Genomic DNA, 12965 nt, shown 5'->3' on the forward strand with positions numbered 1-12965 from the left:
TAACAAGGCACTTGGCTATTACATAGTGCATGCCTCGCACCGGGGCTGCACAATTCCAACGAGGAGACTACTCATGCATGCAAAAAAACTACTGCCTGTCGCCAGCCTGCTGGCGGCACTATGGGCAGCCCCGACTCTGGCCACTGCAGCCATTTCTGACGACGTGGTCAGGATAGGTGTTCTTACCGACCTGTCTGGCGCCTATTCCGGCAACGTGGGTCCCGGCTCGGTACTGGCCTCTGAACTGGCCGTTGAGGAATTCGGCGGCAAGGTGCTTGGCAAACCCATCGAACTCCTGACCGCCGACCATCTGAACAAGGCAGACGTCGGTGCAGCAAAGGCCCGTGAATGGCTGGATCAGGAAAAAGTCGACGTAATTACCGAGTTGGGCAATAGCGCGGTCGCCCTGTCAGTCATGAACATTGCCGAGGAAAAGCAACGCATGACCATGGTGACAGGTGCAGGCGCAACCCGCATTACCAGCGAGGAGTGCAAGGCCACCAACGTGCACTGGGTATACGACACCTATGCTTTGGCAAAGGTTGGCACCATGCCGCTGGTTGAGTCTGGAACCAAGACCTGGTACTTCATTACGGCCGATTACTCGTTCGGCCACTCCCTTGAGAATGACGGATCGCGCTTCATCAAGGAAGCCGGTGGAAAAGTTCTGGGTTCATCCAGGTATGCGTTCCCCGGCACAGACTTTGCCTCATTCCTGCTTTCCGCACAGTCCAGCGGTGCCCAGGGTGTTGCATTGGCAAGCGCCGGCGCCGACCTTCAGAACGAAATCAAGCAGGCCAATGAGTTCGGTCTGACGGCAACCCAGAAGATTGTTGCCATGCTGATGAGCATCACCGACGTGCACGGGGTCGGACTTCAAGCTGCCCAAAACATGAACTTTGCCGAAACCTTCTACTGGGATCTTGATGACGAATCCAGGAAGTTCTCGCGCAAGTTCTTTGAAAAATTCGGCAAGATGCCGACCGCCCTTCAGGCCGGCCAATACTCAGCAGTACTGAACTATCTGCGTGCTGTCGAGAAATCGGGCAGTGACAATGTGACCGATGTCATTGAGACATTGCAAAACATGCCTATCCACGATGCCTTTGCGCGAAACGCCAAGCTCAGGAAAGACGGCAAATTGCTGCACGACCTTTATCTGGTTTCAGTCAAGTCACCCGAAGAATCCAAGGAACCGTGGGACTATTACAAAATCGTCAAGACGGTGCCTGGTGAACAAGGGTTCATGCCACTGTCTGAAAGCAAGTGCCCCCTGCTGAAAAACTGACCGGGACCTTACATGTACGAGGTTTATGCGATCAAGTACGCATCCGTAGCTCGCCGGGCAGCCGATAACTTCCTGGTTCATGACCTGCATGACGGTCAAATGGATCTTGATTTTTATTTCTGGCTGATCCAGGGAGAAAACCGGAACATTCTGGTCGACACGGGCTTCAGCGCCTGTTCCGCAGCAGCGCGGAACAGGTCATTCCTGCAGAGCCCCGAAGCGGCGCTGGCCAAGCTGGGCCAGCGCACCAGCGACATCGATACCCTTATCCTGACGCATTTGCACTACGACCATGCAGGTAACGTAGATGCCTATCCGAACGCGCAGGTGCATATTCAGGATGCCGAGATGCAATACGCAACAGGGCGCTACATGTGCTATAGCGCCTTGCGTCACTTTTTCTCGGTAGACGATGTCGCAACAGTGCTCAAGCGGGTTTACGAAGACAAGGTCACCTTCCATGACGGAGACGCGCAAATTGCGCCGGGCATCGAGCTGTACAAAATTGGCGGCCACACTGCCGGGCTTCAGATTGTCAGGGTGATGACCCGGCGCGGATGGATAGTACTGGCCTCGGATGCCATGCATTACTACCGCAATTATCAGAACGAGAACCCGTTTCCAGCTATTGTTCACGTTGACAAGATGCTGGACGGCTACCGCCGTATTTCAGCATTGGTCGAGTCGGACTCACACATCATTCCAGGCCATGATCCTCAGGTTGCACACCAGTATCCGTACCTTGGAAGCAAAGATGAGGGCATCTATTGCCTGCATGAAACACCCGACCTGAAAGGAGAGCAACATGGTTAGCGTTCAAGAGTCGCTTGAACAGTTGCCTGAACGTTTCAACAAACGGGTCAGGTTGGTGGAGTATGCCAGACGATTGAATACCCGATTCTTGCTGATCGCAGGTACTGCCAGCTTTCGTATAGAAATTACGAACGGCAAGGTCAGCGCCGTTCAGCCCGGGCCGTTCATCATGGGTGAGTGGGACTTCCTGATGCAGGCTGATGAGGACACCTGGCAAAAATTCTGGCGTCCCATGCCGCCGCCGGGCTTTCATGACCTCCTGGCCTTATCCAAGGCCAAAAGACTGTCGATCCAGGGAAACATCTACCCTTTCATGTCGAATCTTCTTTACTTCAAGGAACTGCTTTCGGCAGCCCGGAGCCGGGAGACCCACTGATGAACAACCCCGTTGAAATTGAACCCATCACCGGCCGCTATCTTCGAATGCCCTTGCAGGGCAAGCAGCACCGGATTTACTTTGAAGAAGCCGGGAGCGGCATTCCGTTACTTTGCCTGCATACGGCCGGCTCAGACACCCGCCAGTATCGCGGCCTGATGAATGATCCTGCCGTCACGGATCATTTCAGGGTAATTTGCTTTGACCTTCCCTGGCATGGAAAATCTTCGCCACCGGCCGGCTGGCACGAACAAACCTATCAGCTGACCTCTGCCGACTACGCAAATATTATTCTTGACGTCAGCAAAGCGCTGGGGCTTGATCGGCCTGTGGTCATGGGTTGCTCGATCGGAGGACGAATCGTGCTGCACCTTGCCCTGCATCATGCCAGCCAGTTCCGCGGCCTGATCGGCCTGCAGTCCGGTGCGCATGTGGAACCCTATTACGATCTGGGCTGGCTACATCGCCCCGACGTACACGGAGGCGAGGTATGCGCCGGCATCGTGTCAGGTCTGGTAGGCCCTGCAAGCCCAGAAGAGCATCGTTGGGAGACGCTTTGGCATTACATGCAAGGCGGCCCTGGAGTCTTTAAGGGTGATCTTCACTTTTACACCGCCGACGGCGATATTCGAAAAGACGTAAGCCGCATCAATACGCAGGAATGCCCGTTATGGCTGCTGACGGGAGAATATGATTACTCGTGCACGCCTGAAGACACCGAGTTTCTAGGAAAATCGATACCAGGCTCGAAGTGGCAGATCATGAAAGGCATGGGCCATTTTCCAATGAGTGAAGACCCGGAACGCTTTTTAAGCTATCTGTTGCCGGTGCTTGAAGAAGTGCGCACACTGAAATAAAGCATGATCGAGGGCTCAGTCTTTTGAGCCCTCGATCAGACAGCGTGCAGCCGTATAGCCGAATGTCATCGCCGGCCCGATCAATGATCCACCACCGGGATAGCGGCCTCGGAATACACTGGCCATATCATTGCCTACCGCAAAAAGCCCGGTCACCACGCTGCCGTCGGGCCGCAAGGCTCGCGCGTGTTCGTCGGTGCGTATGCCGGCAAAATTGCCGATGTCTCCGGCGTACATCCATACGGCGTAGTAGGGTGCTTTGTCCAACGGGGCCACATTAGGGTTATAGCTATTGCCCGCGTCACCCAGGTAATGACCGTAGGCGTCCTTGCCCTTGCCGAACTCGGGATCCTCGCCGCGACGGGCATGCTCGTTGTAATTTGATATCGTGGTCTTCAGCACCTGAGGATCTGCCCCCATCTTTTCCGCCAGTGCCTCAATGCTGTCGGCGCGCAGCAAGTAACCTTTTCGCAGCAAATCGCGCAGCGGCAGGAAAGGCTTGGCATACCCAAGACCATACGTGCTGAAGGCTTGCGCATCACAGATCAGGAAAGCGCCAGCCGGACGGCCCGCAGCTTCATGCTTGATCAGCGTCTCGACAAAATCATGATAGGAGATGCTTTCGTCCACAAAGCGGAGGCCATTGCGCAGCACCGCGATCATGCCCGGCTTGCCCTGGTTCACCGAATGAATAATGCCTCCCCACGAGCCATCAGGGCGCGGGACTTTCGAAATAGGCATCCACGCGCCGGCATTGCTCACTTTAGCGTCTACATACCCACCGGCCTGCTCAGCCATCCGGGCGCCATCGCCAACATTGCCTGGCGCGGTCAATGATACGTGTTCGTCGGCAAGTGCCGAATGAGTGTAAATAGCCGAGCGACGCTCAATGTTGTGTGCAAAACCACCGCTGGCCAATATGACCCCGCGACGCGCACGCACCTGCACCACTCGGCCATTACGATTCACACTGGCACCCACTACCTTGCCGTCATCGATCAGCAGTTCGACCGCGGGTGAGAACGTCCAGATCGGCGTACCCAGATCCAGAAGCGTTCGTGCCAGCCGGGCGATCAGGGCATTGCCATTGACCAGCGCCTGCCCCCGCCCGTACCGGGCTTTATCCCATCCGTATTTGGCCAGCAGCGCACAAACCCGCAAAGTGGACTTCACGGATCGCCCGAATCGGTAAAAATGCCCCAGATCCGAGCCGGAACTGACGCCCATGCCAAACAACGACAGTTCTCGCGGTAATGGCCTGAGGCGATGCAGCTCCTTGCCCAGGATGTCTGCATCTGTTGGAGCAGCGTGCAAAGAGCGTCCCAGCCTGGCCCCGGGCATAGCCTGATGATAGTCGGGCATGGCGTGCGACACATTAAAGGCAACACCCATGTCTTCGACGAAGAAACGGACCATGGCAGGCCCATTCTTCAAGTAAGCCTCGATGAACTTCTCGTTGTATTCATCACCAAGATGTGCGCGAAGGTACTGCCGCGCTTCGTCGATATCGTCTGCCAGGCCTTCGTTTGCCATCAAGTGATTGCACGGGATCCAGATATATCCACCTGACGTGGCGGTTGTGCCGCCGAAAACAGGGGCTTTCTCGGTCAGCAGAACATCCAGCCCCGCCTTGCGTGCCGTAATTGCCGCCGCAAAGCCGCCGGCACCCGAGCCGATTACCAGGACATCGCATTCGTGGGTATTAATAGTTGCAGCCATGAGCCGCTTGCCTCCGTGCTTTGAATAGATATGCGGGCAATGCTGCTGTCAGGCGGCTGCCCCGCGCCTGGATACCGCTGCGGGGCGTTTCGCCAAGCCCGCCAGAACGATATCCGCCGTGCTGTCTATAAACTTTTTATCAATGGCTCCGTGGCCAACCAGCAGCCTGTAGAACATGGGCCCGTACAGCACATCAATAGCGGATTCAATGTCCAGGTTTTCGTCGAATTCACCGCTTTGAATACCACGCCTTAACACTTCCCGGACCGCTTCCCTGCGCTGCCAGACATAGCCGTCAACAAATGCCTCTGCCGCGCCGGACTCACTGATCCCGGCAGCGACAAGGTCGCGCACCACCCGCCCGATCTTGCCCCGGTAGACGCGTGCAACCTTATGCATCTGTGCCTTGATGTCGTTGGCCGCACACCCTGAGTCCGGGAACGATATTTTCGGCAAGGCAACAGTCAGAAACGCCGCAACCGCCAAAGATTGACGACTGGGCCACCAGCGATAGATGGTCGATTTTGCCGAGCCCGCGCGCGCTGCCACACCTTCAATCGTAAATGAAGATATGCCGCCTTCATCCAGCAACTCGTAGGCGGCTTTAAGAATTGCGATACGGGTGTCATCTGCGCGGGGACGCCCACGCCTGCGGACTTCTGGTTTTGACTCGATGTTGTTCAGATCAGCGGCAGACATTTTCGGTAATCGCAGAGTGGCGTTACCCGGGAAACCGGGAACACTTCTGCTTCTATTAAATACGGTTCGTATCGTATCTGTAAATATTGACATAGGTCAAGGATATCAATATTATTTACACGATACGCAGCGTATCGTAATTCAATGACCTCTGGCACAAGCAAAGGAGCACCAAGTGAGCGAAATCCAGACAAAATTCATGTTCCGCCTGAGCCTTGAAGTAGGTCCACACCATGTTGTTGGCACGACACCGGCCGGCAGCCGACGCATTGCCCCGGTTGCAGGCGGCGTATTCGAAGGACCGGAACTATCGGGCATAGTGCTGCCCGGCGGCACCGACTGGATTACGGTGGATCCGGCAGGCACCTGGTTCCGGATAGACGTGCGATTGCCATTGCAAACGTCGGATGGCGAGATCCTGACGATAGCCTACCAGGGCTGGCGCAGCGGCACCAAAGACACCCTTGAACGGCTAGGCCGGGGCGAAGAGGTCGACCCCGATGACTATTACTACCGGGTCGCGTGCAGTTTCGAAACCGCCTCGATCAAGCACGCCCGGCTCAACACCATAGTGGCTATCGGCAACGGATGGCGGCTCCCGTCCGGCCCCGGCTATGACATTCATGAAGTGCTATAGCACCCACGGGCTTTCCGCATTGCGACAAACCATCTTTATGCGATGCGCTTAAGTTTAAATCAGAGCAAAAGGAAAAAAGAGTGAATTCATTATTGGTTGAGGATGCACAGGAAGTCTCTGCAACAGCGATTTCCGGGACCTGGCTTGAACTGTTCAACAAGGCCATAATCAGCAAAGATCCAGCCCAGCTCGGTTCACTATTCAGCGCCGATTGCCATTGGCGTGACCTGCTGGCCCTCACCTGGGACTTTGGCACGACTTCAGGCAATCCGGAAGTTACCGGCCAGCTGTTGCAGCACGCAAGGCGATCCGGCGCGTGCAATTTCGAGATAGATCCCAAGCGCATCGAACCATTCCAGGCTGAACGTGCCGGTGAAAAGGTCATTGAGGCTATCATCCGGTTCAAAACGGCTACGGGCATTGGCACCGGCCTGGTTCGTTTCCGGCAACAAGACCTGGATCCTGACACCCCTCAAGCCTGGACCTTGCTGACCGCCCTGCAAGACCTGGCAGGCCATGAAGAAGAAACGATGCGGCTTGGCCGCGAGGAACATCCCTTCGAGCGTGACTGGCACGGACCAAACTGGCTCGATAAGCGGCAAGAGCACAAGCTGTACAAGGACAGCAGCCCCGATGTGCTTGTCGTGGGAGGTGGGCACGCAGGCCTGAGCATCGCCGCAACGCTTAACGCCCTGAGTGTCGACGCCCTGGTTGTTGACCGTATGGCGCGCGTGGGGGATAACTGGCGCAAACGCTACCACGCGCTCAAGCTGCACAACAAAACGCCAAGCAATCACCTTCCTTACCTGCCGTTCCCCTCGACCTGGCCCAACTACATCCCCAAGGACAAGATTGCCAACTGGCTGGAGTTCTACGTAGAGGCCATGGAAATCAATTTCTGGACCAGCACGTCGTTCGAAGGCGCCACACGTGACGAGAGCACCGGCGTCTGGAGCGCCAAACTCAGACTGGAAGACGGCTCGGAGCAAATTCTGCATCCACGTCATATTGTGATGGCAACCAGCATCAGCGGAACGCCTAATCTGCCGGAGATCCCGACCCTGGATCAATTCCAGGGGCCTGTACTGCACTCCAGCCAGTATGCGGGCGGTGCGCAATGGAAAGATAAAGAGGTGCTGGTCTTTGGTACGGGTACGAGCGGCCATGACATTGCCCAGGACCTGCATGGTCATGGCGCCCGCGTGACCATGGTGCAACGCAGCCCCACCGAAGTCGTCAACATTGAGCCCAGCGCCCAGCTGTATGACGGCATTTTTTATGGTGAGGGCCCTGCCTTTGCTGACCGGGACCTGATCAGCTCATCGATACCCATGGGCGTTGTCAAGGAATCGTACAAGCTGCTGACCCGCAAGGCACAGGAATACGATGCCCCGCTGCACAACAGGCTCAAGCAGGCAGGTTTTCGACTGAACCTTGACCTGTCCGGCTGGCCCCTGAAATATCGTACCCGCGGAGGCGGCTACTATTTCAATGTCGGCTGCTCCGATTTGATAGCAGACGGCAAGATAGACCTGATACAGTATGACGATATCGCTGCCTTCGAACCGGAAGGTGTCCGGCTGGCGGACGGGCGCATGGTGAATAGCGAGCTGATAATACTGGCTACAGGTTATAAAGGACCAGACCACCTTGTGCCACCGCTGTTTGGCGACACTGTGGCAAAGAAAGTCGGGCAAATCTGGAATTTGGATGAGTCGCAGGAATTGTGCAATATGTGGCGCTCAACCGGACAACCAGGACTCTGGTTTACCGGCGGCTCATTCTCTCAATGCAGAATCTACTCGCGCTACCTTGCCTTGCAAATCAAGGCAGCAGAACTAGGGCTCTTGCAGCCTGCGTAGATAGGCAGTTATAAATATTACTTAACATATAGACTAATTTTCAATACAGGAGACTGATATGCGTATGGTAATGAAAACAGCCGCCGCCCTGATGTTCGGGATCGGCCTGATGACGGGCGCTGCAGCCCAGGAAGTACTTAAAATTGGCGTAGTCAGTGCGCTGGACGGTCCTGGCTCCGAATGGGGCCGCGGGGTCGACGGCGGCACCAAGATTGCAGCCAAGGAAGTCAACGACGCAGGTGGCCTGAAAGTGGGTGACAAAACCTACAAGATCGAGGTCATTTCATACGATGACGCCTACAAGGCAGCGCAGGGAGTTTCCGCCGCTACGCGTCTGATTGAGCAGGACCAGGTGAAGTTCATTCTGGGGCCACTGGGTTCAGCATCAGGTCTGGCAGTCAAGCCCATGTATGAACAGAACAAAGTTATTGGGTTGGTCAACACCTACACACCGCAAATGCTCAAGGATGTCGAGTACATCTTCCGTGTGCTGCCGACAACCTCTGAAATTGTCGAGCCCATGGTCAGCTGGATCAAGCAGCACAACCCCGAGATAAAGAAAGTCGCCGTGCTTTCGCCAAATGACCAAACTGGCTGGGACAGCCAAAAAGCACAGGTTGCCGCCTACGAGAAGTTCGAATACGACATTGTCGGCACCGAACTGTTCGAACGCTCGACCCGTGACTTCCAGTCATTCATCACACGCATCATGGTCAAGCAGCCGGATCTCATCGAGCTCGACACCACCCCGCCGAGCACCGCAGGGCTGATCATCCGTCAGGCCCGTGAACTCGGCTACAAGGGCATGTTTTCCAAGATTGGCGGTCCCGGCGTACCTGAAATCGTCAAGGCCGCAGGCAAGGAGTTTGCAGAAGGCACCATCACCTATGTGGCGGCCGACATGTCCAACGAAAAGTACAAATGGCTGGAGCAGCAGTACACCAATTTCTATCCTGCTCCCATGAATGCGTTCAACGTCTTTTTCTACGACGGTGCACGCATGCTGTTCAAGGCGATGCAAAACGCCGGCACTGTCACCGATACCGACAAGGTACGTGACGCACTGGCCGAGGTCACCCCCTTCGAAGGCATGCAAGGCGCCCTGGTGTGGGGTGGCAAGGAACTGTATGGCAACAACCATCAGATCCAGGCACCCGTCTTTGTCGGTGTGATCAAAGACGGCAAGGAAGTCATTGTCGAGAAAATCGACGTGAAATAAGCCATGCTGCCCGGCGGCCGCGCCGCCGGGCCACATTCCTCAATGTGAATTTTGCCAGCTCTGAGGGCATAACATGCTTCAACTACTCAGCCAAGTAGCAGCCAACGGTCTGATGACCGGACTGGTCTACATACTTATGGCTCTCGGTTTCACGCTGATCTTCGGCATCATGCGGGTGGTTAACTTCGCCCACGGTGAGCTGTACATGATCGGCGCATTCGTTATTCTGATGCTTTTCGGCACTTTCGAGATCAACTATTACGTGGCGGTTGTGGCCGGGGTGTTCATCGCAGCACTTATCGGTGTCGTGCTTGAGCGTACTCTCCTGCGCCGTTTTGTCGGCAAAGAGCTCAATGGCATGATCATGGCCCTGGCGATCTCGATTACGCTGCAGGCACTGGCCGCCATCTTCTTCGGTCCCCAGGAACAATCGGTTGCCCGGCCAGTCAGCGGCATCTTCAACATAGGTGGCGTCATCGTGCCCCGCGACCGCATCGTGGTCGGCGGAATCGCGTTGCTGGTACTTGCCGTGTTCTACATATTCCTTCGCTATACCCGCTATGGCCTGGGTATGCGAGCCGTTGCGCAAGACGCAGACGCAGCTGCATTGCAGGGAATCCGGCCCGGCTTCATCTATGCCCTGGCATTTGGTGTGGGCAGCCTGCTGGCCGGTCTGGCCGGGGCTCTTATGGCACCTGTATACACAATTTTCCCCTATATGGGCTCTGTGCCGATGATGAAAGCCTTCATCGTTGTCATTCTGGGAGGCCTGGGCAGTTTGCCTGGCGCCGTCATTGGTGGCCTGTTGCTGGGGATGGTTGAGTCTACCGTCGCCTCGTTCTACAGCTCTACCATTGCGACGATGGTCGCGTTTGGCCTTGTCATCCTGATCCTGTTATTCAGGCCGAATGGTCTTATGGGGCGCAGCCAATGATTACCAAACACAATATCTCACAGTCGGGCAATCCGGGAAGCCAGGGCTCGCCGGCCCTGAAAGGCCTGGCCTTGCTTGTCGGCGCCGTCATTGCAATTGGCTGGCCTTTCGTGCTCAACAATCCATTTCTGACTCATATCGGCGTATTGTTCTGGATGTTCACGCTGCTTGCCCTGAGCATGAACCTTATGCTCAGGATGGGGCAACTGTCGCTTGCGCACGGCGCGCTGATGGGTCTGGGTGCCTACGGGTCAGCACTCCTGATGATGCGCCTTAATGTACCTTTCGTTCTTGCCTTTCCGGCCTCAGGCCTGATTGGTGCGCTGTTCGCACTGATCACCGGGCCCATCATGCTCAAGATCAAGGGCGTATATTTTGTGCTGCTTACCTTTGCCTTCGGCGAAATCGTAATACTTACCTTCATCGAATGGGTTGATTTATTCGGCGGAAATAACGGCCTGTTTGGCGTACCGCGCGCCTCGTTTTTCGGCATCGCGCTGAAGGAACGCTGGGCCTACTATCTGTTTGCCCTGGTTCTTGCCGCGCTTGCTTATCTGGGGGTCCGGGCGCTGTACAAGAGTGAAGTGGGGGCAGTTATCGATGCACTCGACACAGACGAGGATCTTGCACGGTCGCTGGGCGTGAATGCGCTGCGCTACCGTCTGGTCGTGTTCACGATTAGCGGCTTCCTGGCCGGCATCGCCGGTGGATTCTATGCCAGCTACTATACATTCGTGACACCCGACGGATTCACGTTCTGGACCGCAGTGAACGCCATCATCATGAACGTGCTGGGTGGCATTGCCCTGCCCATAGGCTCTGTTCTTGGCGCCCTGCTCATTGTGCCTCTGCCTGAAATTCTCAGAGACGCCAAGGAGTACCAGAACCTGGCCTACGGCGTCGTCCTGATTATCTTCCTGCTGTTTCTGCCGAACGGGTTCATCGGCGCGTACCGGCAATATCGCGAACGGAGGCAGCGAACATGAGCGCAGTTCTCGAGGTAAAGGAATTATCCAAACGTTTTGGTGGGCTGCTGGCAACCAACAATGTCAGCTTCACCACAGAACGCGGCGAGATCGTCGGCGTCATCGGTCCAAACGGCGCTGGCAAAAGCACCCTGTTCAATCTGATCACCGGCACCATCAAGCCCTCATCCGGACGGGTCAGCTTCTATGGTGAGGACATCACTGGTTGCACGCCTGAACAGGCTGCACAGCGGGGGCTGATCCGCACCTTCCAGTCGGCCACGGTGTTCAAAGAAAAGACCGTGCGTGACAATCTACGGATAGGCATGCAGTTCAACCGCCTGGGGCGCCCCTTCCAACTGCTTGATCGGGCGCGGGTGAAAGAATTTCGCAGCGATGCAGGACGCATGGCCACAGAGCTTCTCGACTTTGCCGGCCTGGAAGCCTATGCAGATCGACCCGCCGGCGATCTTCCCTATGGGGCGCAAAAAATTCTGGGCGTTGCCATGGCGCTGGCCACTGAGCCCAAGCAATTGCTGATGGACGAACCGGCAGCCGGTCTGAATCCCGTCGAAACCGAGAGCATGGGACACTTGATCCAGAAAATTCGGTTGGAACGCCAGATCGACGTGGTGCTTGTGGAGCACGATATGGCCATGGTCACCAGCATCTGCGACCGGATCGTGGTCATTAACAGAGGAGAAATCATCACTATTGGTACGCCGGAAGAAATCCAGCGCCATCCCGAGGTGATCGAAGCGTATCTGGGAGTAGACCTTGAGTTTGATTGAACTAAAAGACCTCTCGGTCCATTACGGGCCGATCGTTGCTGTCAAAAAACTGAACGCTTCGTTCAAAGAGGGTGCGATTACCTGCATACTTGGTGCCAACGGCGCAGGCAAGTCGTCAACGCTCAAATGCCTGGCCGGACTGGTGCCGCCCAATGGCGGGCAAATCCTGTTCGATGGCAAGGACGTCACGCGCAGTGCAGCGCATGACATGGTCGGCCGGGGCCTGACGCTGGTTCCCGAAGGACGCAGGCTGTTTCCCGGACTGACGGTCTACGAGAACCTGCGACTGGGAGCCTATACCGGGCGTTCACGCCAGGACATGGCCGAAGACCTTGAACGTGTGTACAGTTATTTTCCACGCGTACACGAGCGGCGGTCCCAGCTTGCCGGCAGCCTGTCGGGCGGCGAACAGCAAATGGTCGCGATTGGCCGGGCACTGATGAGCCGGCCACGCGTTTTGCTGCTTGATGAGCCGTCGCTTGGCCTGGCGCCCAAGATCATCGTCGATGTGGCAAAGATCGTTCGCAGTATCAACAGCACCGGCATCACTGTAATCATCGTCGAACAAAATGCCAGGCTCGCCTTGCGGCTGTCCAGTTATGGCTATGTGCTTGAAACGGGCCGCCTGGTCTACGAAGGGGCGAGCGAGACCTTGCTGAATGATGACCGGATCAAGAACGCCTACCTCGGAAAATCTGCGTCCATAGGCTGATCAGCGTGCAGCGGGTGGCGACGTCAACGCATGGCGGGAAACGTCGCCCCACCCGTACACCATCTGCCATAGCCTGCTTTCGGCATTAATTGT

Annotated in this window: 13 protein-coding genes; 11 read left to right on the top strand and 2 right to left on the bottom strand. The window is 56.1% G+C overall.

The window, feature by feature from the left end; all coding sequences use genetic code 11:
- Positions 1-73 precede the first annotated feature (73 nt).
- Genes LKR43_RS05755 through LKR43_RS05770 form a run of 4 tightly spaced genes read left to right on the top strand, consistent with a single transcriptional unit; the run spans position 74 to position 3334 of the window.
- Entirely contained in the window at positions 74-1288 is a 1215-nt protein-coding gene (locus tag LKR43_RS05755; protein WP_227683012.1) for an ABC transporter substrate-binding protein, read from the top strand.
- A gap of 12 nt (positions 1289-1300) precedes the next feature.
- Positions 1301-2101: an N-acyl homoserine lactonase family protein gene (locus LKR43_RS05760; protein ID WP_227683013.1), complete on the top strand. Its 801-nt coding sequence runs from the start codon at positions 1301-1303 to the stop codon at positions 2099-2101.
- Positions 2094-2477: a hypothetical protein gene (locus LKR43_RS05765; RefSeq protein ID WP_227683015.1), complete on the top strand. Its 384-nt coding sequence runs from the start codon at positions 2094-2096 to the stop codon at positions 2475-2477. Before LKR43_RS05760 ends, LKR43_RS05765 begins: the two co-directional genes overlap by 8 nt.
- Positions 2477-3334, top strand: a complete 858-nt coding sequence (locus LKR43_RS05770) for an alpha/beta fold hydrolase (protein ID WP_227683016.1) — start codon at positions 2477-2479, stop codon at positions 3332-3334. Before LKR43_RS05765 ends, LKR43_RS05770 begins: the two co-directional genes overlap by 1 nt.
- Positions 3335-3349: 15 nt before the next feature.
- Here LKR43_RS05770 and LKR43_RS05775 read toward each other — a convergent pair whose 3' ends face one another.
- On the bottom strand, positions 3350-5053 hold the full coding sequence (locus tag LKR43_RS05775) for an FAD-dependent oxidoreductase (RefSeq protein WP_227683017.1): 1704 nt from the start codon (positions 5051-5053) through the stop codon (positions 3350-3352).
- Positions 5054-5101: 48 nt separating this feature from the next.
- Entirely contained in the window at positions 5102-5752 is a 651-nt protein-coding gene (locus LKR43_RS05780) for a TetR/AcrR family transcriptional regulator (RefSeq protein ID WP_227683018.1), read from the bottom strand.
- 175 nt (positions 5753-5927) lie between these two features.
- Between LKR43_RS05780 and LKR43_RS05785 the strand changes: the two genes are divergently transcribed.
- The 7 genes from LKR43_RS05785 to LKR43_RS05815 all read left to right on the top strand — a co-directional run bounded on the left by LKR43_RS05785 (position 5928) and on the right by LKR43_RS05815 (position 12872).
- Positions 5928-6389, top strand: a complete 462-nt coding sequence (locus tag LKR43_RS05785) for a DUF3237 domain-containing protein (protein ID WP_227683019.1) — start codon at positions 5928-5930, stop codon at positions 6387-6389.
- Between the two features lie 80 nt (positions 6390-6469).
- A complete protein-coding gene (locus tag LKR43_RS05790) occupies positions 6470-8251 on the top strand; it encodes an NAD(P)/FAD-dependent oxidoreductase (RefSeq protein ID WP_227683020.1) in 1782 nt (593 codons plus the stop codon).
- A gap of 58 nt (positions 8252-8309) precedes the next feature.
- Positions 8310-9470, top strand: coding sequence for an ABC transporter substrate-binding protein (locus LKR43_RS05795; RefSeq protein WP_227683021.1), 1161 nt, complete (start codon positions 8310-8312; stop codon positions 9468-9470).
- A 73-nt stretch (positions 9471-9543) separates the two neighbouring features.
- On the top strand, positions 9544-10404 hold the full coding sequence (locus LKR43_RS05800) for a branched-chain amino acid ABC transporter permease (RefSeq protein WP_227683023.1): 861 nt from the start codon (positions 9544-9546) through the stop codon (positions 10402-10404).
- The gene (locus LKR43_RS05805; protein WP_227683024.1) at positions 10401-11390 is read left to right on the top strand and encodes a branched-chain amino acid ABC transporter permease; all 990 of its coding nucleotides are present in this window, start codon (positions 10401-10403) and stop codon (positions 11388-11390) included. The genes LKR43_RS05800 and LKR43_RS05805 overlap by 4 nt, the downstream gene beginning before the upstream one ends.
- A complete protein-coding gene (locus tag LKR43_RS05810) occupies positions 11387-12160 on the top strand; it encodes an ABC transporter ATP-binding protein (RefSeq protein ID WP_227683025.1) in 774 nt (257 codons plus the stop codon). The genes LKR43_RS05805 and LKR43_RS05810 overlap by 4 nt, the downstream gene beginning before the upstream one ends.
- Positions 12147-12872, top strand: a complete 726-nt coding sequence (locus LKR43_RS05815; protein ID WP_227683026.1) for an ABC transporter ATP-binding protein — start codon at positions 12147-12149, stop codon at positions 12870-12872. The genes LKR43_RS05810 and LKR43_RS05815 overlap by 14 nt, the downstream gene beginning before the upstream one ends.
- The last annotated feature ends 93 nt before the right edge of the window (positions 12873-12965 follow it).

The sequence above is a fragment of the Pusillimonas sp. MFBS29 genome (genome assembly GCF_020687695.1).
Classification (GTDB): Bacteria; Pseudomonadota; Gammaproteobacteria; order Burkholderiales; family Burkholderiaceae_B; genus Pusillimonas_C.